The sequence below is a fragment of the Magnetospirillum sp. ME-1 genome (genome assembly GCF_002105535.1).
Lineage (GTDB): Bacteria > Pseudomonadota > Alphaproteobacteria > Rhodospirillales > Magnetospirillaceae > Phaeospirillum.
In genome coordinates, this window is sequence record NZ_CP015848.1 from 3163773 (window position 1) to 3185413 (window position 21641).

General features: G+C 68.1%; 26 protein-coding genes. 10 read left to right on the forward strand and 16 right to left on the reverse strand.

Annotation, left to right across the window (positions count from 1 at the left end):
- The 5 genes from WV31_RS14905 to WV31_RS14925 all read left to right on the forward strand — a co-directional run bounded on the left by WV31_RS14905 (nucleotide 1) and on the right by WV31_RS14925 (nucleotide 2512).
- Complete coding sequence (locus tag WV31_RS14905; RefSeq protein ID WP_085374310.1) at nucleotides 1-495, forward strand: glycine zipper 2TM domain-containing protein; 495 nt, start codon at nucleotides 1-3, stop codon at nucleotides 493-495.
- Between the two features lie 93 nt (nucleotides 496-588).
- Nucleotides 589-879: an integration host factor subunit beta gene (ihfB, locus tag WV31_RS14910; RefSeq protein ID WP_008614847.1), complete on the forward strand. Its 291-nt coding sequence runs from the start codon at nucleotides 589-591 to the stop codon at nucleotides 877-879.
- Entirely contained in the window at nucleotides 876-1145 is a 270-nt protein-coding gene (locus tag WV31_RS14915) for a lipopolysaccharide assembly protein LapA domain-containing protein (protein ID WP_085374311.1), read from the forward strand. The genes ihfB and WV31_RS14915 overlap by 4 nt, the downstream gene beginning before the upstream one ends.
- A 13-nt stretch (nucleotides 1146-1158) precedes the next feature.
- Complete coding sequence (pyrF, locus tag WV31_RS14920) at nucleotides 1159-1866, forward strand: orotidine-5'-phosphate decarboxylase (RefSeq protein WP_085374312.1); 708 nt, start codon at nucleotides 1159-1161, stop codon at nucleotides 1864-1866.
- 4 nt (nucleotides 1867-1870) lie between these two features.
- Nucleotides 1871-2512 (forward strand): phosphoribosylanthranilate isomerase, encoded by a 642-nt coding sequence (locus WV31_RS14925; RefSeq protein WP_085374313.1) that lies wholly within the window; start codon nucleotides 1871-1873, stop codon nucleotides 2510-2512.
- 131 nt (nucleotides 2513-2643) lie between these two features.
- On the opposite strand, the gene WV31_RS14930 is transcribed toward WV31_RS14925, so the two are convergent.
- The 3 genes from WV31_RS14930 to WV31_RS14940 all read right to left on the reverse strand — a co-directional run bounded on the left by WV31_RS14930 (nucleotide 2644) and on the right by WV31_RS14940 (nucleotide 6515).
- Nucleotides 2644-3630 (reverse strand): sensor domain-containing diguanylate cyclase, encoded by a 987-nt coding sequence (locus WV31_RS14930; RefSeq protein WP_206072547.1) that lies wholly within the window; start codon nucleotides 3628-3630, stop codon nucleotides 2644-2646.
- Nucleotides 3631-3760: 130 nt separating this feature from the next.
- Entirely contained in the window at nucleotides 3761-5341 is a 1581-nt protein-coding gene (locus WV31_RS14935) for a DHA2 family efflux MFS transporter permease subunit (RefSeq protein ID WP_085374315.1), read from the reverse strand.
- Between the two features lie 145 nt (nucleotides 5342-5486).
- On the reverse strand, nucleotides 5487-6515 hold the full coding sequence (locus tag WV31_RS14940; RefSeq protein WP_085374316.1) for an HlyD family secretion protein: 1029 nt from the start codon (nucleotides 6513-6515) through the stop codon (nucleotides 5487-5489).
- A gap of 195 nt (nucleotides 6516-6710) precedes the next feature.
- On the opposite strand from WV31_RS14940, the gene WV31_RS14945 reads away from it, so the two are divergent.
- From WV31_RS14945 to WV31_RS14955, 3 genes are all read left to right on the forward strand, one after another.
- Nucleotides 6711-7010 carry a DUF1476 domain-containing protein gene (locus WV31_RS14945; RefSeq protein ID WP_085374317.1) on the forward strand — a complete coding sequence of 100 codons (300 nt, stop codon included), beginning with the start codon at nucleotides 6711-6713 and terminating at the stop codon, nucleotides 7008-7010.
- Nucleotides 7011-7080: 70 nt separating this feature from the next.
- Nucleotides 7081-8085 (forward strand): TerC family protein, encoded by a 1005-nt coding sequence (locus WV31_RS14950; protein ID WP_085374318.1) that lies wholly within the window; start codon nucleotides 7081-7083, stop codon nucleotides 8083-8085.
- A 189-nt stretch (nucleotides 8086-8274) separates the two neighbouring features.
- A complete protein-coding gene (locus WV31_RS14955) occupies nucleotides 8275-8976 on the forward strand; it encodes a pirin family protein (RefSeq protein ID WP_085374319.1) in 702 nt (233 codons plus the stop codon).
- A 131-nt stretch (nucleotides 8977-9107) separates the two neighbouring features.
- On the opposite strand, the gene WV31_RS14960 is transcribed toward WV31_RS14955, so the two are convergent.
- The 11 genes from WV31_RS14960 to WV31_RS15010 form a co-directional block, all read right to left on the reverse strand.
- On the reverse strand, nucleotides 9108-9641 hold the full coding sequence (locus WV31_RS14960; RefSeq protein WP_085374320.1) for a F0F1 ATP synthase subunit B family protein: 534 nt from the start codon (nucleotides 9639-9641) through the stop codon (nucleotides 9108-9110).
- Nucleotides 9638-10132: a F0F1 ATP synthase subunit B family protein gene (locus WV31_RS14965; protein ID WP_085374321.1), complete on the reverse strand. Its 495-nt coding sequence runs from the start codon at nucleotides 10130-10132 to the stop codon at nucleotides 9638-9640. The genes WV31_RS14960 and WV31_RS14965 overlap by 4 nt, the downstream gene beginning before the upstream one ends.
- 121 nt (nucleotides 10133-10253) lie before the next feature.
- Entirely contained in the window at nucleotides 10254-10478 is a 225-nt protein-coding gene (locus WV31_RS14970; protein WP_009870554.1) for a F0F1 ATP synthase subunit C, read from the reverse strand.
- Between the two features lie 79 nt (nucleotides 10479-10557).
- Complete coding sequence (locus WV31_RS14975; protein WP_085374322.1) at nucleotides 10558-11301, reverse strand: F0F1 ATP synthase subunit A; 744 nt, start codon at nucleotides 11299-11301, stop codon at nucleotides 10558-10560.
- Between the two features lie 13 nt (nucleotides 11302-11314).
- Nucleotides 11315-11683: an AtpZ/AtpI family protein gene (locus tag WV31_RS22775; protein ID WP_085374323.1), complete on the reverse strand. Its 369-nt coding sequence runs from the start codon at nucleotides 11681-11683 to the stop codon at nucleotides 11315-11317.
- Between the two features lie 199 nt (nucleotides 11684-11882).
- The gene (locus tag WV31_RS14985; protein ID WP_085374324.1) at nucleotides 11883-12605 is read right to left on the reverse strand and encodes a GGDEF domain-containing protein; all 723 of its coding nucleotides are present in this window, start codon (nucleotides 12603-12605) and stop codon (nucleotides 11883-11885) included.
- Nucleotides 12602-13459, reverse strand: coding sequence for an MBL fold metallo-hydrolase (locus WV31_RS14990; protein WP_085374325.1), 858 nt, complete (start codon nucleotides 13457-13459; stop codon nucleotides 12602-12604). The genes WV31_RS14985 and WV31_RS14990 overlap by 4 nt, the downstream gene beginning before the upstream one ends.
- A 71-nt stretch (nucleotides 13460-13530) precedes the next feature.
- Nucleotides 13531-16995, reverse strand: a complete 3465-nt coding sequence (smc, locus tag WV31_RS14995) for a chromosome segregation protein SMC (RefSeq protein ID WP_085374326.1) — start codon at nucleotides 16993-16995, stop codon at nucleotides 13531-13533.
- A gap of 22 nt (nucleotides 16996-17017) precedes the next feature.
- Entirely contained in the window at nucleotides 17018-17620 is a 603-nt protein-coding gene (locus WV31_RS15000) for a DsbA family protein (RefSeq protein WP_085374327.1), read from the reverse strand.
- Nucleotides 17621-17702: 82 nt separating this feature from the next.
- On the reverse strand, nucleotides 17703-17906 hold the full coding sequence (locus WV31_RS15005) for a hypothetical protein (protein WP_085374328.1): 204 nt from the start codon (nucleotides 17904-17906) through the stop codon (nucleotides 17703-17705).
- Between the two features lie 70 nt (nucleotides 17907-17976).
- On the reverse strand, nucleotides 17977-18471 hold the full coding sequence (locus tag WV31_RS15010) for a DUF721 domain-containing protein (protein WP_085374329.1): 495 nt from the start codon (nucleotides 18469-18471) through the stop codon (nucleotides 17977-17979).
- 45 nt (nucleotides 18472-18516) lie between these two features.
- Between WV31_RS15010 and mutY the strand changes: the two genes are divergently transcribed.
- Together mutY and WV31_RS15020 are read left to right on the forward strand one after the other, a co-directional pair.
- The gene (mutY, locus tag WV31_RS15015) at nucleotides 18517-19587 is read left to right on the forward strand and encodes an A/G-specific adenine glycosylase (RefSeq protein ID WP_085374330.1); all 1071 of its coding nucleotides are present in this window, start codon (nucleotides 18517-18519) and stop codon (nucleotides 19585-19587) included.
- A complete protein-coding gene (locus WV31_RS15020; protein WP_237051312.1) occupies nucleotides 19584-20219 on the forward strand; it encodes a hypothetical protein in 636 nt (211 codons plus the stop codon). The genes mutY and WV31_RS15020 overlap by 4 nt, the downstream gene beginning before the upstream one ends.
- A 6-nt stretch (nucleotides 20220-20225) precedes the next feature.
- On the opposite strand, the gene WV31_RS15025 is transcribed toward WV31_RS15020, so the two are convergent.
- Together WV31_RS15025 and WV31_RS15030 are read right to left on the reverse strand one after the other, a co-directional pair.
- Entirely contained in the window at nucleotides 20226-20543 is a 318-nt protein-coding gene (locus WV31_RS15025; RefSeq protein ID WP_085374332.1) for a hypothetical protein, read from the reverse strand.
- A complete protein-coding gene (locus WV31_RS15030; protein ID WP_085374333.1) occupies nucleotides 20540-21616 on the reverse strand; it encodes a site-specific DNA-methyltransferase in 1077 nt (358 codons plus the stop codon). The genes WV31_RS15025 and WV31_RS15030 overlap by 4 nt, the downstream gene beginning before the upstream one ends.
- Between the last annotated feature and the right edge of the window lie 25 nt (nucleotides 21617-21641).

The window sequence follows — 21641 nt, forward strand, 5'->3', positions numbered from 1 at the left end:
ATGCGCAAGACCGCCTTCGCCCTTTGCGCCCTCGCCGCGCTTGCGGGCTGCGCCGAGAATCCCACCGAGGGCCAGGTGTGGGGGACCGGGGCCGGCGCGGTCATCGGCGGCGGCATCGGGCGGGCGGCGGCGCTGGGCGCGCCCCATCTGGCGTCGACCTTCACGCCGGTGGGCGCCGTGGCCGGCGCCGCCGCCGGCTATATGATCGGCGGCTGGTTCGATCCCCACGCCAACCGTCTGTGGTCGGCGGCCACCATCGAGGCGGCCGAGACCGGCAAGGATGTGTACTGGGCCGAGCGCGGCCTTGAAGGCTCGGTCATTCCGCTGGGCAAGGACTGGACCGATGGCGGCGGGCGCTGGTGCCGGCGGCTGGCCCAGACGGCGCGGCGCACGGGCGAGGCGGCGGATTCCTATTCCCGCGAGGTGGTGGCCTGCCGGCTCCACGAGGCCACCTGGGAGGTGGTCGCTCCGGCCGAGGACGACCCCAAGGGCTGAAAAACCGTTCGGGCTCAGAGACTTGCTTGACGCCGCCGGGGGCGTTGGGCATGCTGGCCCTCAACCTGAAGCACAACCAAGGACTTGAAATCCATGACCAAGTCGGAGCTGATCGCCCGTCTGGCCGAGGCCAACCCCCATCTCTACCAGCGGGATGTGGAGCGCATCGTCACCACCATCTTCGACGAGATCGCTTCGGCGCTGGCCCGGGGCGACCGGGTCGAACTGCGCGGCTTCGGGGCTTTCTCGGTGAAGAAGCGCGATCCGCGCACCGGCCGCAACCCCCGCACCGGCGAGACGGTGTCGGTGGAGGGCAAGGCGGTTCCCTTCTTCAAGACCGGCAAGCAGCTGCGCGAGAAGCTCAACGTCGGCGGCGGCTCGTGAGGCTGCTCGCCTGGATAATCGGTCTGCCCCTGGCCGTGCTGGTGACGGTGTTCGCCGTCGCCAACCGGGCGGAGATTCGTTTCGACCTGTGGCCCCTGCCCTTCGGCGTGGACCTGCCCGCCTATCTGGCGGTGCTGGTGCCGCTGGCCTTGGGCCTTGCCGCCGGTTTCCTGCTGGGGTGGGCATCGGGGCTGAGGGCTCGGCTCCGCGCCGGTTCCCTGCGGCGTCAGCTGGACGCCATCGAAAAAAACCAGTCTCAAGCTTGAGGTATCCGTTCCCGTGACCAATCCCGTTTATGTCGCCATCGACACCACCGAGGCCGCCCGCGCCATCGCCCTTGCCGAACGCCTGAAGGGGCTGGTCGGCGGCTTCAAGCTGGGCCTGGAATACTTCACCGCCAACGGACCGGCCGGCATGGAAGCGGTGTCGGGTCTCGGCATGCCGCTGTTCGTTGATCTCAAGCTGCACGACATTCCCAATACCGTGGCCGCCGCCATGAAGGGCGTGGTCCGGCTCGAGGCCGCCATCACCACCATTCACGCCTCGGGCGGGGCCGCCATGATCCGCGCCGCCGTGGACTCCGCCAATGACGAGGCCGCTAAGCTCGGCGTCGCGCCGCCCGCCGTGGTGGCGGTGACCGTGCTGACCAGCCTGGACCAGGAAGGGGCCGAACAGGTGGGCTTCGAGCGCCCGGTGCTGGACCAGGTCAAGCGTCTGGCCGCCCTGGCCCAGGAAAGCGGGGCCGCCGGCATCGTCTGCTCGCCGCTGGAGGTGGACGCGGTGCGCGCGCTCTGCGGTCCCGACTTCAAGCTGGTGATCCCCGGCATCCGCCCCGCCTGGAGCGAGGCCGGCGACCAGAAGCGCTTCCTCACCCCCGCCGAGGCCCGCGCCAAGGGGGCCGACGTGCTGGTGATCGGGCGGCCCATCACCGGCGCCGCCGACCCGGCCGAGGCCGCCGGCCGGATCAAGGCCGAACTGGGGCTTTAGCGCCATGCCGGTCGAGGTCAAGATCTGCGGCATCATCGACGAAGAGGCCATGGATGCTGCCATCGAGGGGGGCGCCGATTACGTCGGGCTGGTGTTCTTTGCCAAAAGCCCGCGCAACGTCACTCCCGACCGCGCCGCCGAGCTGGTGGAGTTCACGCCGGGCGACGTGACCAAGGTGGGCCTGTTCGTCGATCCCGACGACGCCACCCTGGATTCCGTGCTGACCCGGGTGCGGCTCGACCTGCTGCAACTGCACGGGAGCGAGACGCCGGAGCGGGTGGAGGCCATCCGCCTGGAATACGGCCTGCCGGTGATGAAGGTGCTGTCGGTGTCCGAAGCCGCCGATCTCGATGCCGCCGAGCCCTATCTGGCGGTGGCCGACCGCCTGCTGTTCGACGCCAAGCCGCCCAAGGGCGCCCTGCTGCCCGGCGGCAACGCGGTCAGCTTCGACTGGACTATCCTCGCGGGCCGCAAATGGGGCCTGCCGTGGATGCTGGCCGGCGGCCTGACGCTCGCCAACGTGGCCGAGGCCATCCGCATCAGCGGCGCGCCCTGCGTCGATGTCTCGTCGGGCGTGGAAAGCGCGCCGGGCATCAAGGACGCGGAAAAGATCAACGCCTTCATCAAAGCGGCGCGGGGCGAATAAAGCCCGTCATCCCGAACGACCGCAGGGAGGAGGGATCTCATCCTGGCGCGAGGTTTCAGAATCGGCGCGACCTTTCCAGGCGGAGATCCCTCGGCTTCGCTCGGGATGACCGATGGTGTGGGGGCGGTCCCTCAAGCCTCCGCCAGTTCCTCGATGCGGTCGGTGCTGACCACCCGGTTGCGGCCCTGGTGCTTGGCGCGGTAGAGCGCCGCGTCGGCGGCGGCCACCAGATCCTCGGCCCGGTGTTCCTCGGTGGGCACGAAGGCGGCGGCGCCGATGGACAGGGTGACGCAATCGGCGGTCAGGCTGGCGCCGTGGGGCATGGCGAGGGCCAGGACCGCGTCCCTGATGCGCTCCGCCACGTGCAGGGCGCCGTCCAGGCCGGTGTTGGGCATGATCACCGCGAATTCCTCGCCGCCGTAGCGCGCCGCCAGGTCCGAGGGACGGAACACCTGTTCGCCCAGCGCGCTGGCCACCGCCTTCAGGCAGGAATCGCCCTTCTGGTGGCCGTAGGTGTCGTTGTAGAGCTTGAAATGGTCCACATCGACCAGCAGCACCGCCATGGAGGTGCCTTCGCGCTGGTTATGCAGCCACTCGGCCTCCAGCTTCTCGTCGAAGGAGCGGCGGTTGGCCAGTCCGGTCAGCCCGTCCTTGACCGCCAGGCTTTGCAGCGCCATCTGGGCCAGTTTCTGTTCGGTCTGGTCGCGCAGGGTTTCCACTACCGCCAGCAGGTTGCCGTCCTCGTCGAAGATGGGGCCGGCGTCCACCGCCAGATACAGCCGCTTCTTGACCTGGGGCATCACGCACCAGTTCTCGGCCCTGAGACCGTGGGAACAGTCGCTGGGCTCGGTATGGGTGACGTAGAGCTCGTCCATGGATTCGGGGCGGCCCAGCGCCACCAGATCGGCCAGGCAATAGCGCTCCTCGTCGTAGAAGGCCCGCCAGTGGTCGGAGGTGCCGATCACCTCGTGGGCGGCGACGCCGGTCAGGCGCTCGCAGGCCTTGTTCCAGATGATCACCCGGCGCTCGGCGTTGAGCACGAAGGTGGGGACGACAAGATGCTGCATCAGGCGCACGGCGAAGACGTGCGCGGATTCGGTATTGCGCGAGGTGGGCACCGCTTCCCCCATTGACGTGTTCGGCCGGCCGCTTCTGTGGCGGTCCTGGCGACTCCCTTGTCTCAATCATGCATGGAACCGGCATCTGATTCCACCGGTTCGGTCAATTCCGGGCTCAATCAGAGCGATTTCAATGTCCGCCGCCACCCGCGCTGGGGTGTCGGACCGGCTGCAGCAGGGGCAGCAGCAGCAGGCCCAGGGCGAACACCGCCCCCATCAGCAGCAGGGCGTCGCCGAAGGCCATGGTCATGGCCTCGCGCCGGGCCAGCTGCGACAGGAGCTTCAGCGCCGCCCGCTCGGCGCCGCCGTCCAGCAGGGGCGTCAGGCGGCCGACGAGGCCGTCCAGCATCAGCTGCGCCGACCCCCTTGCCGCGGTCAGGGTCTCGGACAGGCGGTTCAGGTGAAGGTCGAGGCGGTGGGTCAGCACCGTGTTGATGGCGGCCAGCCCGATGGCTCCCCCCAGATTGCGCATCAGGTTGTAAAGGCCCGACGCGTTCTGCACCTTGTCGGCGGGCAGATGCCCCAGCGCCACGGCGTTGATGGGCACGAAGCAGAACATCAGGGACAGGCCGCGCACCGCCTGGGGCAGGAACATCTCCCAATAGCCCCATTCCGAGGTGAGATGGCTGTTCAGCCACAGACCGCCGCCGAACAGGGCAAGGCCCAGGCCCAGCATGTAGCGCAGGTCCATGTGGCGAGCCAGATTGCCGGCCAGCGGCGCCGACAGGGCCTGGAAGGCGCCGGTGACCATCATGGTCAGCCCGATCTCCAGCGCGGAATAGCCCCGTACCCTTCCGAGATAAAGCGGGATGACGTAGACCGAGCCGTAGAGCCCGATGCCGATGATGAAGGAATAGAGGCAGCCCACCGTGAAATTGCTGTCGGAAAAGGCGCGCAGGTCCACCACCGGATTGCGCGCGGTCAACTCCCGCCAGACGAATCCCAGCCCGGCCAGGGCCGAGATCAGCGACACCAGCACGATGCGGCGGTCCTCGAACCAGTCGTCGCCGGGGCCTTCCTCCAGCACGTATTGCAGTGCGCCCAGGAACACCGCCACCAGAATGATGCCGGTCAGGTCGAAGCCCTTCAGCATATGAAGCTGCGGCTTGTCCCGGCGGCCGAACAGCCAGACCAGGGTGGCGACCGCCGCGCCCGGCACCACGTTGACCAGGAACAGCCAGTGCCAGCTCCAGGTCTCGGTCAGCCAGCCGCCCAGCGTCGGGCCGATGGTGGGCGCCATGGTGGCGGTGAGCCCGATGACCACCGACATGCCGGCCTGCATGCGCGGCGGAAAGATGATGTAGGTGGACGCGAAGACCGTGGGAATCATGGCGCCGCCCAGAAAGCCCTGGACGGCGCGGAAGGCGATCATGGATTCGATGCTCCACGACACGGCGCAGGCGGCGCTGGCCAGGGTAAAGGTGACGCAGGAGGCGAAGAACAGGTAGCGGGTGGACACCACCCGGGCCAGCCAGCCCGACAGCGGGATCATCACCACCTCGGCGATCAGATAGGCGGTCTGCACCCAGCTGATCTCCTCGGCCGAGGCCGAGATGCCGGCCTGGATCTGGGCGATGGACGACGCGACGATCTGGATGTCCAGGATCGCCATGAACATGCCCACCACCATGGCCATGAAGCCCACCCAATCGTGCAGCGTGACAACGCGGTCGTTGGGATTGATGGAGGGGGGCGCTGGCGTGGTTGTCATGGCGCTTTCCCGGACCAGCCTGTCATCCCGAGCGCAGGCGAGGGATCTCGGTCTGGACAGTCTGTTTCGATTCGGAAATGCCGTGCCAGGAGGAGATCCCTCCTCCCGATGATCGTCGGGATGACATGGCTAAGGGGAGGGCGCATCACTTCTGCTCCCGCGTGTCCACCTTGACCACCACCGACAGGCCGGGGCGCAGTTGTCCGGCCAGCGGGCTGTCATGGTCGACCCGAATGCGGACGGGAATGCGCTGCACCACCTTGGTGAAGTTGCCGGTGGCGTTCTCGGGCGGCAGCAGGCTGAACTTGGCCCCGGACGCCGGGGCGAAGCTGTCCACCCGCCCGCCGATCACCGCGTCGGGGAAGGCGTCGACCTTGATCTCCACCCGGTTGCCGGGTTTCATGCGGCCGATCTGGGTTTCCTTGAAATTGGCGTCGATCCACACATCGGAGAGCGGCACCACCGCCAGCAATTGCTGGCCGGGCCGCACGTACTGGCCGTCGCGCACCGCCCGATTGCCGACCACGCCGTCCAAGGGGGCGCGGATGGTGGTGGCCTCCAGCTCGGTCTCAGCCACGCTCAGGGTGGCCTTGGCCTGCTCCAACTGGGCCAGGGCCACATGGCGCTCGGAGCTCAGCACCGCCAGCTGGCGGCGCGCCGCCTGCAATCCCGCCCCCGATCCGGTCAGGCCGGCCTCGGCGCGGGCGGCGTCGGCCTGGGAAATGTCGAAGCGCTGGCGGCTGACGTAATCCTCGCGCACCAGACGCCGCGACCGCTCGTAATCGGCCTTGGCGCGCACCATCTCGGCCCGGGCGGCGGAGATGGAGGCTCCCGACTGGGTGATCACCGCTTCTTGCACCGCCACCTTGTCGTCGATCTGGATCAACTGGGCCAGCCGGGCCTTGACCTGCCCCGTGGCCTCGTCCACCCGGGCGCGGTAGTCGCGGGGATCGATGCGCAGCAGCACGTCGCCCTTGGCCACCGGGCGGTTGTCCCGGGCCACCAGTTCCACCACATGGCCCGCCACCTTGGGGGAAACGGTGGTGATGTCGCCGTCCACATAGGCGTCGTCGGTGGATTCCATCCAGCGCCAGTCCTGGGACCAGCGATAGGCGCTCCATCCCGCGACGGAAGCGAGGGCAAGGGCGGCGGCAAGGGCGATGGGCTTCTTCATGGCAGCGTCCAAAAACTGAACCGTTCAGTTCAGTTTATAGCCTCGCCACCCCGGCCGAGTCAACGAATCCCACATTGCAACTTTGAATTACCAAAGTTTAAGCCGGCGGCAGACTTCCTCCGGGGATAAAACGCCTTAACTCATACTCAACGGCCCTGCCACGCGGCGGGGCGGATATCAGCAAGGGAGAGACCGATGTCCCTGGACAAGGCGCTTCACGACAGCAAACTGGCCCACGACCATGATCGGGCGTTCAGGGCCCGGGCCCGTGGCGTCAAGAAGACGGGATTGTGGGCGGCGGAACGGCTGGGCCTGTCGGGCGCCGCCGCCGAGGAATTCGCCCGCAGCGTGGTCGCCACCGATTTCGACGAGCCGGGCGACGAGGACGTCATCGGCCGCCTGCGGGTTGACCTGGCCGATACCGGCGTATCCGAGGCCGACATCCGTGCGACCCTGATCCGCTGCCTGACCGAGGCGGAGACCGGTACGGCCTAGCGGGATAAAACCATGGGGCCGCCTGCCGACGCAGCGCGGCCCCCAGTGATGACAGGAGGGGGCGAGGCTCATGGAAGTTCTTCTCGGCGGGTTGGCCGTCACGTTTCTGGGCAAGGCGGCGTGGCTGTGGCTGGTGTTCCTGGGGCTGGTCGTCGTGCTGCTGGTGCTCGATCTGGGCGTCCTGCACCGCAAGGAGCGCGAAATCGGGGTGGGCGAAAGCCTGGTGCTCAGCCTGGGCTACATCACGGTCGGCCTGGCCTTCGGGGCGTGGATCTGGTCCACCATGGGGGCCGAGGCCGGGCTCAACTACCTGACCGGGTTCGCCGTGGAAAAGAGCCTGGCGCTGGACAACATCTTCGTCATCTCCATGATCTTCTCCTACTTCGCGGTCCCCCGGCGGCACCAGCACAGGGTGCTGTTCTGGGGCGTGCTGGGGGTGATCGTCCTGCGCGGCATCATGATCGCCCTGGGCGCCGCCCTGGTGGAACGCTTCGACTGGATTCTGTGGCTGTTCGGCGCCTTCCTGGCCATCACCGGCATCAAGATGCTGGTCATGGCCGACAAGCCGCCCTCGGACCTGGCCGACAATCCCGTGCTCCGCTTCCTGCGCCGCCGCATGCGGGTGACGCCCGAACTTCGCGGCAACCACTTCTTCGTGCGGGAAGCCACTGCCGACGGCCGCGTGGTGTGGTGGGCGACGCCCCTGTTCCTGTGCCTGATCCTGGTGGAACTGGCCGACATCGTCTTCGCGGTGGACAGCGTGCCCGCCATCTTCGCCATCACTACCGATCCCTATATCGTCTACACCTCGAACATCTTCGCCATCCTGGGGCTGCGGGCCCTGTACTTCGCCCTGGCTGCCATGATCCTCCGCTTCGCCTATCTCAAATACGCCCTGGCCCTGGTGCTGGTGTTCATCGGCGGCAAGATCTTCTGGGCGCAAGTTTACGGCAAGCCCGATCCGGCCATCGCCCTGGCCGTCACCATCGGCCTGATCGGCGGCGGCGTCGTGGTTTCCCTGTGGCGGTCGCGCAACGACGCCCCGCCGGTGCCCGAAGACGGGAGGGCCGGGTGATCCGGGAATGCTCTCCGGTCCGTCGCCTCGCCGGCTTGTGCCGGCTGGGCGATGGTTCGGGCCCCACCCTGGCCCAGGTGATCTAAGTTTCATCATAAGCAACGGTGTTGTGAGTTTCTGCCGGATTGTTGAATTCCATCCGGCGTCTTAGATGTCGTGTCAGGACACGCTCGTTTGAAAGGACCGGACATGACACTCTCCCTGCGCCCCGCCGCCGCCCGCGGCCACGCCGAGCATGGCTGGCTCAGCAGCCGCCATACCTTTTCCTTCGCCGATTACTTCGATCCGGCCCAGATGGGGTTTCGCACCCTGCGGGTGATCAACGAGGATTGGGTGGCGCCCCAGACCGGTTTCGGCACCCACCCCCACCGCGACATGGAGATCCTGACCTACGTCATCGCCGGGGCGGTGGCCCACAAGGACAGCACCGGCGGCGAAGGCATCATCCGCCGGGGCGAGGTCCAGGTGATGAGCGCCGGCACCGGCATTCGCCATTCCGAGATGAACCCGCTGGCGGACGAGACGCTGCACCTGCTGCAGATCTGGATTCTGCCCGAAGCGCAGCGTCTGCCTCCCCGCTATGACCAGGCGGTGTTCGACGACGAGGACAAGCGCGACCGGCTGCGGCTGATCGCGTCGCGCGACGGACGGGAGGGATCGCTGGTGCTGCACCAGGACGCTTCGGTTTATGCCGCCATCCTCAGCCCCGGTCAGCGTCTGTCCCATGACCTGGGGGCGGGGCGCGGCGCCTGGGTCCAGGTGGTGGCGGGCGCCCTGGCGGTCAACGGCCATGTTCTGTCGGCCGGCGACGGCCTCGCCATCGAGAACGAGGCGGCGGTGAGCCTGGCGTCGGAGAACGGGGCGGAGATCGTGCTGTTCGACCTGGGGTGAGGTGCGCCTTGTTGGGGTATCGCCCAAACCCATCCGGGGCGGTGCCCCGCAGGAGGGCTTTCGTCGTTTCCAAAACAAAACCCCCGCCGGTCGCCCGGCGGGGGTTTCGCAATGGTCCGGTTCGGGCTGGCTTAGTGCAGCTTGCCCGGCAGGTCCTTGATGGCGTTGTCGACCAGGGTACCGGTCTGGGCGGCAGACAGGCTGTCGCCGATGACCTTCTGGGCGGCGCCGATGGCGACGTCCACGGCCAGGTTCTGGACCTCGCGCAGCGCCTGGGCCTCGGCCTGGGCGATGCGGTCCATGGCCATCTGCTCGCGGCGCTTCATGGAGACTTCGAGATCCTTCGCCGCCTGCTTGGCGAGGCGCTCGGCCTCGGCCTTGGCGTGGGCGATGATCTCCTCGGCTTCCTTCATGGCGTCACGCTGCTTGCGCTGATAGGTGGCCAGCATTTCCTGGGCCTCCTCGCGCAGCTTGTGGGCCTCGTCCAGCCGGGCCTTGATCTTGGCCGAGCGGGCGTCCAGGGCGGCGGCGATGGCGCGGCTGACCGGCTTGAAGGCCAGGGCCACCACCAGGATGAAGGCCAGGTCCACCCAGAAATGGGCCTGCTGGTAGAAGGCGCCATGGGCGGCGCCGGCGGCGTCGGCGGCGTAAGCGACGGAAATCATTTGCCGTGCTCCTTGAGGGCGGCGGCGACGGCGGCCTCGAGCCGGGTGTTGTCGGCGGGGCTGCCCACCAGACGGGCGATGGTCGCGCCGGCGACGTCGAGGGCGACGTCACGGACGTTGGCCAGGGCCTTGTCCTTGGCTTCGGCGATGCGGGCCTCGCCGGCCTTGACCTGATCGGCCAGACGGGCGGCAAGCTCGCGGTTGCGGGTCTCGGCTTCGGCCGACAGGCGGTCCGAGGCTTCCTTGATCACCGACTGGGCGTGGGCGCGGGATTCGGCCAGGGCCTTTTCATAGGCGGCCACGGCGGCCTCGGCTTCGGCCTTCAGCTGAGCGGCCTTGTCGAGGTTGTCGTCGATCTTGCGCTGACGCTCGTCGAGAACGGCGCCGATCTTGGGCAGGGCCACCGTCGACATCACGAAGTACAGAGTGACGAAGGTGAGCGCCAGCCAGAACAGCTGCGGCGCAAAGAAGGTGGGATCGAATTGAGGCATCCCAAAGCTCCCAAACGGGGAAGGCCCGAAAAACTGTGCGGAGCGGCGGTTGACCCGCGGCAAGGCGCCTTATCAGCGCCCGGCCGCGGATTCTACCGTCCCGTCGGATAACTCTTCGCGATTAGGCGAAGAGGACCATCAGAGCGACGACCAGGGCGAACAGCGCGATCGCCTCGGTCACCGCGAAGCCGATCCAGCCGTACAGCTCGACATTGGCCTTGGCGGAGGGGTTGCGGCCAACGGTGGCGATCAGGTTCGCCCAGATGTTGCCCACGCCGATACCCGAACCGATCATGCCGATGGCAGCCAGACCGGCACCGATGAACTTAGCAGCGCTCGCTTCCATTTACTCAACTCCTTCAGGACAAAACGGAACAGATTGAAACTCGAAACGTCCTCAGCCGGCAAACCGCCCGGCCAGCCACTTAGTGCATGTGGATGGCGTCGTGCAGATAGATGCAGGAGAGGATGGTGAACACATAGGCCTGCAGCAGCGCGATACCGAATTCCAGCACCGTGATGGCCGACAGGAAGGCGAAGGGAACAACGCCCGGGATCAGGTAGAACGCGCCCAGCGACACCACGAAACCGCCCATGACCTTGAGGATGATGTGACCCACGGTCATGTTGGCGAAGAGACGGACGGCGAGGCTGAAGGGGCGCGAGAAGTACGAGATCAGCTCGATGGGGATCAGGATGACCGCCGTCGCTATGGGCGCGCCGTGCGGGAAGAACATGCGGAGGTAATGGGTGCCGTGGCGGGCGAAGCCGATGGCGGTGACGCCGACGAACACCACCAGCGCCATGGCAAAGGTGACGATCACGTGGCTGGTGTAGGTGAAGCCGATCACCGGGATCGGCAGCATGCCCAGCAGGTTGCCGAACAGCACGAACATGAACAGCGAGAAGATGAAGGGGAAATACTTCCGGCCTTCGGAGCCCACGTTGTCGCGCAGCATTCCGGCGATGAATTCGTAGAACACCTCGGCCATGGACTGCCAGCGGCCGGGCACCAGGGCGCGGGACCGGACCGACAGCGTCAGGAACAGGGTGATCAGGCAGATGGACAGCACCATCATGGCAGAGGAATTGGTGAACGAAATGTCCACGCTCCCTACCTTGAGCGGAACCAACGGCTGGATCTTGAACTGCTCGATCGGATTAGCCACCGCTTTGCCTCTCTTAATGGTCCTTCGCCGGGTCGTCTCCGGCACCTTCGGCTCTCCGCTGCGCCTGGCCCAGGCCCACCGTCTCGTCCATGCCGCGCATAAGGCGGTACACGTTCATGACGCCGGCCGCTCCGCCAAGGAGCAGGAAAACCACCATCAGCCAGGGGGCGGTCTTCAGCCAGGCGTCCAGCGCCCAGCCGATGCCGGTCCCCACCAGCACGCTCGTCACCAATTCGACCCCGATGCGCATCCCCAGACCCATTCCGGTAGGGCGCCCGCGCGCCTCCGGTCCGCGACCCGAGTCCTCTTCCTCCCTGGCGCGCGCGGCGCGCAGACGGGCGTCGAGGTCATCGAAAGACGGGGGAGTCTCGCGGTCAGCCATGGGTCGTCCTCGAAATTCCCCCTTCTGGCCCCTTGGTGCCAAAAGCGCGGGCACCATAAGGTCTGGACCCACCCGTGTCAAGGACTCAAACCGGCGGGGGCAATATGCTGATTTGCATTGTGAAATCAGGGGATTTGCCGGATCGCGGGGTAGGGGATGCTGCGATGCGAAAAGATTCTTCCCACCCGAGGGGGTGGCGTCACCGGCTGTCGTCCCCTTCCCGGGGCTGGGCCAATGTCAGGCGGTTGCGCCCGCTCTCCTTGGACTGGTAGAGCATGGCGTCCGCCGCCTCGATCAAGCCTTTGGCGGTCAGGGAGGCGTCGGGCACCATGGAGACGCCGCCGATGCTCAGCGTCACGATGGGGATCGCCTTGGAGAAGGCGTGGGGAATGGCCAGGCCGCGGACGGAATCCAGGACGGCGTTTCCCACCGCCTCGACGCCGTCCAGGCTGGTGTCGGGCAGGATGCAGACCAGTTCCTCGCCGCCATAGCGCGCCGCCAGATCGGGGGGGCGCTTGACGACCTCGTGAATGGCGCGGGCGACCTGGATCAGGCAGTCGTCTCCGGCGGCATGGCCGTAATTGTCGTTGTAGAGCTTGAAGCAGTCGATATCCATCAGCAGCAGGCCGATGGGAGTCTGTGAGCGCTGCGCCCGGGCCAGTTCCTGGGCCAGGCATTCGTCGAACCAGCGGCGGTTGGCGATGCCGGTCAAGGCGTCGGTGCGCGACATGGCCAGGACGGCGGCATGGGCCTCGGCGAGCTTGCGTTCCGATTCGACGAACTGGGCCACCAGTTCGCCCAGCAGATGCTGGTTGAGGTCCTGATCGGCCAACTGGGCCTGCTGTTCCAGCAATCTGGTGACCAGTTCGCCGTGACGGCTGTCGCCCCCGTCGAAGGAGATCGGCTCGGGCCGCCGGGTCATAGCTTGCCCCACCGGCCCGATGACATGCCATCGATGCCGATGTCGTCCATGGCCTTCAGGGCGTCGATGGCGGCCTTGATGTCGGCGGTCCGATGCAGGATGGAACCGTGCTGGGGCGCCACCATCCGGGCGCCCACCGACTCGACCACCGTCATGGCATGGCGCAGTTGGGCATTGCCCGGCATGATGCGGCGGTGAAAGTGATGCATTCCGCTCCAGGGGCACGGGGCCTCCGTGACCTCGCAGGGCTCGTCGGGCATGGCGGGCTTGTTGATCTGGCAGCCCTGGCAGCACTGCTCCATCTCGGCGAACAGCTTCCAGTAGTTGAAGGCTCCGGCGCTGCCGAACAGGTCGCTGGTGAACAGGATTCCCGTGGCTTCGTCATAGGTGATGAAGCTGCCGGCGGAATGGGCGTAGGGCGTGCGGAAGAAACGGAGCGTCCGGCCCGAACGCAGCGTCAGGCGGCGTTCCATGCGGTCGATGCACAGCAGAGGGGAGCAGGGGGCGTAATGGCGGATGAAGGGATTGTTTTCCGCGTGGGAGACGATCCTGAGATCAGGGGAGCCGATGATGCTCTCCAGATTGGGAATCGAGCCGCACAGATCCGGATCGTAATGCTGGTAGATCAGGTGGCTGATCTGGCGCGGCGTCACCCCGGTCTGGAGCACCTTGCGCATCACCGTGCTGAAATCGGGGCGCGAGCCTCCGTCGATCAGGACGGCCTCGTCGCCATCGACGATCAGGTAGGGGTTGCATTGCAGCCGCCCCTCGGTATCGGCGAATCCAACCCAATAGACCGAATCCGCAAGCTTCACTGGCCGGTCGTAGTCGATATTGATGCCAAGAATGTCCATGCGATCCCCCCAAATCCGAGGGCTATCCTAATCCAAGGATATAGGCGTGTCGATGCGTCTCGGCAGGGGGATCAGGCGGTGACCCTGTCCCTCAGCAGTTCCGCCTGGGCGAGGTCCACCGAGACCAGTTGGGAGACCCCGCGCTCGGCCATGGTGACGCCGTAGAGGCGGTCCATGCGGGCCATGGTCATGCGGTGGTGGGTGACGATGAGGAAGCGGGTCCTGGTGGCGCGCGCGATGCCTTCCACCAGCGAGCAGAAGCGGTCCACATTGGCGTCGTCGAGCGGCGCGTCCACCTCGTCCAGCACGCAGATGGGGGCCGGGTTGGTCATGAACACCGCGAACAGCAGGGCGAGAGCGGTCAGCGCCTGCTCGCCGCCCGACAGCAGCGAGAGCTGCTGCAGGCGCTTGCCCGGCGGGCTGGCCATGATCTCCAGGCCGGCTTCCAGGGGATCGGCGGATTCGGTCAGCGCCAGATGGGCGCGGCCGCCGCCGAACAGTTTCACGAACAGGTCGCGGAAATGCTGATCCACCGCCTGGAAGCTGGCCAGCAGGCGCTCGCGCCCCTCGCGGTTGAGGTCGCCGATGGCGTGGCGCAGCTTGGCGATGGCGGCCAGCAGGTCTTCCTTTTCCGCCACCATGGTGCCGATGCGGGCTTCCAGCTCCTCCACCTCCTGCTCGGCGCGCAGGTTGACCGGGCCCATGTTGTCGCGCTCGCGTTGCAGGCGGTCCAGCTTGCGTTGCAGCTCCTCGGGGTCGGGGCGTTCCTCCTCCACCAGACCGGCCACCTCGCGCAATTGCTCGGGCGTCATGTCCAGGCGCTCGCCGATGCGTACCGCCACGGCGCGGCAGGCCTGGTCGGCGGCGGAGACGGCGGCTTCGCGGCGGATGCGTTCCTCGCGGGCATTGGCCAGCAGCGCCTCGGCTTCGCGCATGCGGCGATCGGCCTCGGCCAGACGCTGCTCGGCGGCGACCAGGGAATCGGCGGCGGCCTTGCGCGCACTTTCCGCCGCCTCCAGGCGATTGAACAGCTCGTCGCGGCGCCTGGCGATGGTGTCGGGCAGGCTGGCCAGGCGCTCGATCTCCAGCGCGATTTCCTCGCGGCGCTCGGCCAGTTCCTCCACATGGGCCCTGGCGGCCTCGGCGCGGGCCCGCCAGGATTTGGCGTCGCCGTCCAGGGCGTCCAGGCGGCGGCGGCGCTCGGCCCCTTCGCGGGCCACGCCGTCCAGGGCGGAGCGGGCCTCCACCAGCACCGAGCGGCGCTCGGCCAGGGTGGCGCGCAGCATGTTGACCTTGTCGCGGCCATCGCTGGATTCGGGGAAGGCGGCCACCGCCTCGCGGGCCTCGGCCAGTTCCGCCCCGGCCTGGGCGTGGTCGGCATGAGCGTCGGTCCAGGCCTGGGTGGCGGCGGCCAGCCGGGTCTCGAAGGCGGCGAAGCGCTGGGACAGTCTGGCGTGGGACTCGCGGGCCTTGGCGGCCTCGGATTCGGCCTGTTTGACGGAATCCTTGGCGCGGCGCTCGGCCTCGGCGGCGGAGTCCACCTCGCGGGTGGCGGCCTCCACCTTCTCCTCGGCCTCCTCCACCCCGATGGCGGCGTCATCCAGGGCGGCATCCAGCTCGCGCAGGCGGTTGCGCTGGGCAAGGCGCAAAGCCATGGGGGAGGGGGCGCCCGAGCGGGCCACATAGCCGTCCCAGCGCCACAGATCGCCGTCCGGCGTCACCAGGCGCTGGCCCACCGCCAGCAGGGGGCGCAGACGCTCGCCCGCCGCCACGTCCTTGACCACGCCCACCTGGGACAGGCGGCGGGCCAGTTGCGGCGGGGCGGCGACGAAGCGGGACAGCGGCTCGGCCCCTTCGGGCAGCGCGGGGGGATGGTCCAGCGGCCCCAGATCCTCCCAATGCAGCGGCGCGGAGGCGTCGAGCGGGGCGGAGAGGTCCTCGCCCAGGGCGGCGGCCAGGGCCGGCTCGAAGCCGGTACGTGCCGAGACGTCGTCCAGCACCGGGCGATGGTCGCCGGCCTTGCCTTGGGCCAGAACCTGACGCAGCCCGTCGGCCTCGGCGGCAAGGCGGGACCGGGCGGCGCTGGCGGCCTGGAAGGCGTCGCGCGCCGATTCGCGGGCCGCCAGGGCCTCCACCCGCCGGCGGTCGGCGCTTTCGGCCTGTTCCCGGGATTCCTCCAGGAATTCCAGCGTCTCCTCCAGCTCCATCTCCAGGGCGGTTAGGTCGGAGCGGTCGATGCTCTCGCCCTCCACCTCGGCCTTCTGGCGTTCGGCCTGGGCGAGGCGCTCGGCCTGGCGGCCAAGGCGGGTCTCGCATTCGCCCAGGCGGCGCAGCGCCGCGGCGCGTTCGGCGTCGGCGGCGGCCACCTCCTCCATCAGGGCGGACAGTTCGTGTTCCACCTGGACCACCGCCTCGGCGGCGAGATCGACGGCTTCCTCGGCGCGCAGTTTGGCCTCGGCCTCGCCCTCGCCGGCCTCGGCCAGCAGGGCGCGTTCGTCCTCGAGGCGGGCCAGCGCCTGGGTCGCGTCGGCGGCGCGGGCGTGTTCGCGCTGCAGATCGGCCCCGGCCTGCTCCAGGCGGCGTTCCAGATCGCGGCGCAGTTCGGCGAGGCGGCCTTCCTCGGCCTCCAGCTGCTCGCGCTCGGCCATCACCTTCTGCAGGACGCTGGCGGCATCGGCCTCGGCGCGGCGCAGATCGGGCAGGCCGGCGGCGGTTTCCGCCTGGATGGCCGAGGCGGAGGCGGCGTGGCCGGTGGCCTCCTCCACCTTCATCTCGGATTCGCGAAAAGCGCTGCGCGCCGCGTCGACGGTGACCAGGGCCTCCAGCCAGCCGAGATACAGCACCTGGGCCTCGATGCGGCGGATCTGCTCGGACAGGGTGCGGTAGCGGTTGGCCTGCCTCGCCTGCTTTTGCAGTGACTTCAGTTGCTCGTCCAGGGTGTTGAGCACGTCGTCGAGGCGCGACAGGTTGAGCTCGGCGTTCTTCAGGCGCAGCTCGGCCTCGTGGCGGCGGGAGTACAGGCCCGAGATGCCCGCCGCCTCTTCCAGCAGCGAGCGGCGGTCGGCGGGCTTGGCGTTGATCAGGGCGCCGACGCGGCCCTGGCTGACCAGCCCGGAGGAGCGCGCCCCCGTGGCGGCGTCGGCGAACAGCAACTGGACGTCGCGGGCGCGGGTGTCGATGCCGTTGATGCGGTAGTTGGAGCCGTTGCCCCGCTCGATGCGGCGCATGACCTCGATCTCGTCGCGGTCGAACTGGGGCGGCGCGGTGCGTGCCGTGTTGTCAAGGCCCAGCATCACCTCGGCCACGTTGCGGGCGGGACGCCCCGACGTGCCGCCGAAGATGACGTCGTCCATCTCGCCGCCGCGCATCTGCCGCGCCGAGGTCTCGCCCATGACCCAGCGCAGCGCCTCGATGAGGTTGGACTTGCCGCAGCCGTTGGGGCCGACCACGCCGGTCATGCCGGGCTCGATCAGGAGCTCCGCCGGATCGACGAAGGACTTGAAGCCCGACAGACGCAGCTTGGTGAACTGGATCACCCGGGTTGGACCCTTGAGATGGCTACTTGGACGCGGCCTTCAGCGCCTTGTCCAACTGGTCGTAGGGAAGGGCGCCGGGGATGACCTTGCCGTTGATGATCAGCGAAGGCGTGCTTTCGATGCCCAGCTTCTCGTTGCCGTCCTTGGCACGCTCGTTGATGGCGTTGGCCAGGTCCTGGCGCTTCAGGCAATCGTCCACCTTGTCCTCGCCCATGCCCGCCAGCTTGGCCAGCTTCTTCAGCTCGACCAGCGGGTTGGCGGAGCTCATCCACTTCTCCTGCTGCTCCATGATCAGGGCCAGCAGGCCGAAATAGCGGTCGGGACCGGCGCAATGGGCGATCATGGAGGCGCCCACCGACAGGCCGCGCGGACCGGTGGGGAAGTCGCGGTAGATCAGCCTGGCCTTACCGGTCTCGATCCACTCGCTCTTGAACTTGGGGAGCGTGGTCTTGTGGAAGGTGGCGCAGTGCGGGCAGGTGGTCGAGGCGTACTCGATCACCGTGATGGGCGCGTCGGGCTTGCCCAGGACCTGGTCGATGGGATAGCTGAGATCGGCGGCGGCGGCGGGCTGAGCCACCAGGAACAGCGCCGCGACGGCACCAAGCAGACGAATGAACGGCTTCACCTTGAGGTCCCTCCGGGAAACGGAAATCCGGGCGGGATATTAGGAGGTGAGGCGCCCGCGCACAAGGCGTAGGGACTCTGGCTCAGTAGGAAGAGGGAGCGGTGGAGGGGGGCTGCGGGGTGGGGGCGACGGCCTGCGGGCTGGCGGGCTGGCTCTCTCCTTCAGGAACGTGGCCCCACAGGAACAGGATCAGCACCAGCACCGCCACCGCCGCCGTGACCATGATGAAATAGCGGATCAGCCCGTAATCGCGGGTCATGTCGGCGAGATCCTGAAACGCATTCATCCGGCCACCTTCGTGCGGCGCTGGGTGTTGACGGAACAGTATATGGGATGGGGTTAGCATTTGGTTAGCCCTATCCTTGGGCCAGCCGGCGGCCCAGGCGTTCCAGCACCTCGCGCAATTCCGGGTCTTCGACCTGGGCCAGCCGCTCCAGCGCCGGCGGCGGCGCGGACGGGGCGGCGGGCCTGGCGGGCGGCGGCCTGGCGACGTCGGGGAGCGGACCCTGGCGCAGTTTCAGGCGCGCCACCGCCTTCCAGCCGAAATAGCCGTTGATGCGCTCGAGGATCAGCGGTTCCAGGTGCTGCATCTCCAGCGCGAAGGCGCCCGAATCCACCTTGACCGTCAAGGTGCCCTCGGTGCGTTCCTTCGGGGGGAACTTGATGCCCAGCGGCAGGGTGTGGCTGGCCACCGCCGATCCCACGATGGCCGGCCAGTCCACCACCAGGGTGCCGCCGGCGAAACCGTGGCGGCCGAAGACGGGCCGCGTCACCCGGTCGCTGGGCACGGCGATGGACACCAATCCGTGGGTGCGGCGCTCGGGGTCGGGCTTGGGCTTGCTGTCGGCCATGGGCTAAGCATACCCCAGCGTCGGGTTTTGCACTATGGTCGGGGCATGTCTTCTCCGGACCTCGCCCCGATCCTGCTTTCCTGGTACGACCGCGACCGCCGCGTCCTGCCCTGGCGCTATGCCCCCGGCGTGGCGGCCGATCCCTATCACGTCTGGCTGTCCGAGGTGATGCTGCAGCAGACCACGGTGGCGGCGGTGATTCCTTATTTCCAGGACTTCACCCGCCGCTGGCCGAGGGTCGAGGATCTGGCCGCCGCGCCGGTGGATGAGGTGATGGCCGCCTGGGCGGGGCTGGGCTATTACGCCAGGGCGCGCAACCTGCACGCCTGCGCCAGGCTGGTGGCGGAATGGCGGGGCGGGCGCTTCCCCGACGACGAGGATGCGCTCCGCCAGTTGCCGGGCATCGGCGAGTATACGGCCGCCGCCATCGCCGCCATCGCCTTCGGCCGGCCTGCGGTGGTGATGGACGGCAATGTGGAGCGGGTGATGGCGCGGCTGTTCGCGGTTTCCGAGCCGCTGCCCGGCGTCAAGCCGCGTCTCAAGGAACTGGCCGCCTCGCTGACCCCCGCCTCCCGTCCGGGGGACTACGCCCAGGCGGTGATGGACCTGGGGGCCACCATCTGCACGCCGAAAAGCCCGGCCTGCGGCCTTTGCCCCTGGCGGCCCGCCTGCAAGGCGCAAGGACTGGGCATCGCCGAGACCCTGCCGGCCAAGACGGCCAGGCCCGAACGCCCGACACGCAAGGGGATCGCCTTCTGGCTGACGGCGCCCGACGGCTCGGTGCTGCTGCGCCGCCGTCCGCCCGCGGGCCTGCTGGGCGGCATGATGGAGTTCCCCTCCACCGAGTGGCGCGAGACGGGGTGGAACCTGGACGAGGCGGTCCCCGCCGCGCCGCTGGCCCCGAAGTCGTGGACGCTGCTGCCCGGGCTGGTGAGGCACACCTTCACCCATTTCCATCTGGAACTGGCCGTCGCCGCCGGGCGCACCCCTGCCCAGGCGGCGGTTCGTGGTGTATGGTGCCCGCTGGACCGGCTGGAGGAGCAGGCGCTGCCCACCCTGATGCGCAAGGTGGCCCGCCATGCTCTTTCCAAGGCTTACTCAAGGGATCGGGAATGATGATGCGAACCTTTGCCCTGCTCTGCGCCCTGTCCCTGGCCGCCGCCACGGCGCTTCCCGCCGCCGCCCAGATGCGCCAGCCGGGCCGCCCCGCCCAGACGCCCGAGGCCTCCAAGGGCACCGAGCTGACCGAGCGCCTGCTGCTGCTGCCCCCCGCCGGGTGGCAGGAAGCCGGCACCGCCCGCGGGCAGAACGCGCTGACCACCCACATGTTCCCGCCCGGCCAGAATGCCGAGAAGTGGAACGAGATGCTGTCCATCCAGGTGATGGGCGATGCGCGGGCCGATGCGCGCGAGCACATCCAGCGGATCGTCGAGGCCAGCCGCACTAACTGCGAGGCTTCGGGCCCCAGCCCGGTGACCGAGGGGATGGTCAACGGCTATCCCGTCTCGACGCTGACCGTGACCTGCACCAAGGGGCGCCAGAGCGGCCTGGGCGGTCTGGTGGCGGTCAAGGCCATCCGGGGCTCCCAGGCGCTTTATGTGGTCCAGCGCATCTGGCGCGGCCAGCCGTTCGAGCGCAATTCCACCGCGCCGGTGCCGCCCGATATGCTGAAGGAATGGTCCGAATTCCTGCGCGGCGTCGCGGTCTGCGACGAGGCCGATCCGCAAAGGCATCCCTGCCCGAAGTGAGAGGGGCTACTTGCAGATGGTGATGCCCGGCCCCGCCTCGGCGCAGATCAGCTTGCGGTTGCCGAAACGGGCCACCGACAGGCCGTCGCTTTTCTGGATGATCAGCTTCTGCTCGCCGATCAGGCCGACCATGTTGCCCTGGGAATCCTTGACCACGGTCATGGGACGCCCGGCCAGCCGGGAATAGGCCACCCCCTCGCCGCCCTTGAGAATGACCGTCTCGCCGGCATCGGTGCACGACAGGGTCTCGCCCTGGGTGATGCAGACCCCCGCCTGGGCGGTCCAGGGCAGCAGCATCCCCATGACCGCCAGCCGCCGGATCAATGCAGCTCCGCCCGGATCTTCTGGCGCAGCACGTCGATGGGCAGGAAGTCGTCGCCCGCCGCCTGGAAGTGCCAGTAGGTCCAGCCGTTGCAGGCCGGCGCCCCCTGGACCAGCGCCCCCACCTTGTGGATGGAGCCCCGGTGGTCGTCGGTGATCAGGGTGCCGTCGGCACGCACCTTGGCCACCTTGTCCTTGCGGGTGCCGCCGAACAGCAGGTCGCCGGGGGTGAGCAGGCCGCGTTCCAGCACGGTGCCGAAGGGAATGCGCGGCTCGGCCCGCTTGGACGGCGTCATCAGCAGCGATGGGTCGGCCACCGGGATCACCTTGGCGATGCGCTCCTTGGCCGCCGCGATGTAGTCGGGGTCGCGCTCGCAGCCGATGAAGCTGCGGCCCAGCTTCTTGGCCACCGCACCCGTCGTGCCGGTGCCGAAGAAGGGGTCCAGCACCACGTCGCCCGGCTTGGTGGACGCCATGATGACGCGGTAGAGCAGGGATTCCGGCTTCTGGGTCGGGTGGGTCTTGCGCCCGGCCTTGCGCAGGCGCTCGGCCCCGGTGCACAGCGGCAGGGTCCAGTCGCTGCGCATCTGCAGGTCGTCGTTCAGCGACTTCATGGAATCGTAGTTGAAGGTGTAGCGCGACTCCGACGACTTGGCGCACCAGATCATGGTCTCGTGGGCGTTGGTGAAGCGGGTGCCCTTGAAATTGGGCATGGGGTTGGTCTTGCGCCAGACAATGTCGTTCAGCATCCAAAAGCCCAGATCCTGGAGGATGGCGCCGACGCGGAAGATGTTGTGGTAGCTGCCGATCACCCACAGCCCGCCATCGTCCTTCAGCACCCGGCGTGCCGCCTTCAGCCAGTCGCGGGTAAAGGCGTCATAGGCGGCGAAGTCGGAGAAGCGGTCCCAATCCTCGTCCACCCCGTCCACCTTGGAATTGTTGGGGCGCAGCAACTCGCCGCCCAGCTGCAGGTTATAGGGCGGATCGGCGAAGATCAGATCCACCGAACCGGCGGGCAGCGAGTTCATCATGGCGATGCAATCGCCGGAGAGAATGGTGTTGAGAGGCAGGGTCATGGCGGACCGATTCAAATGAGTTGGA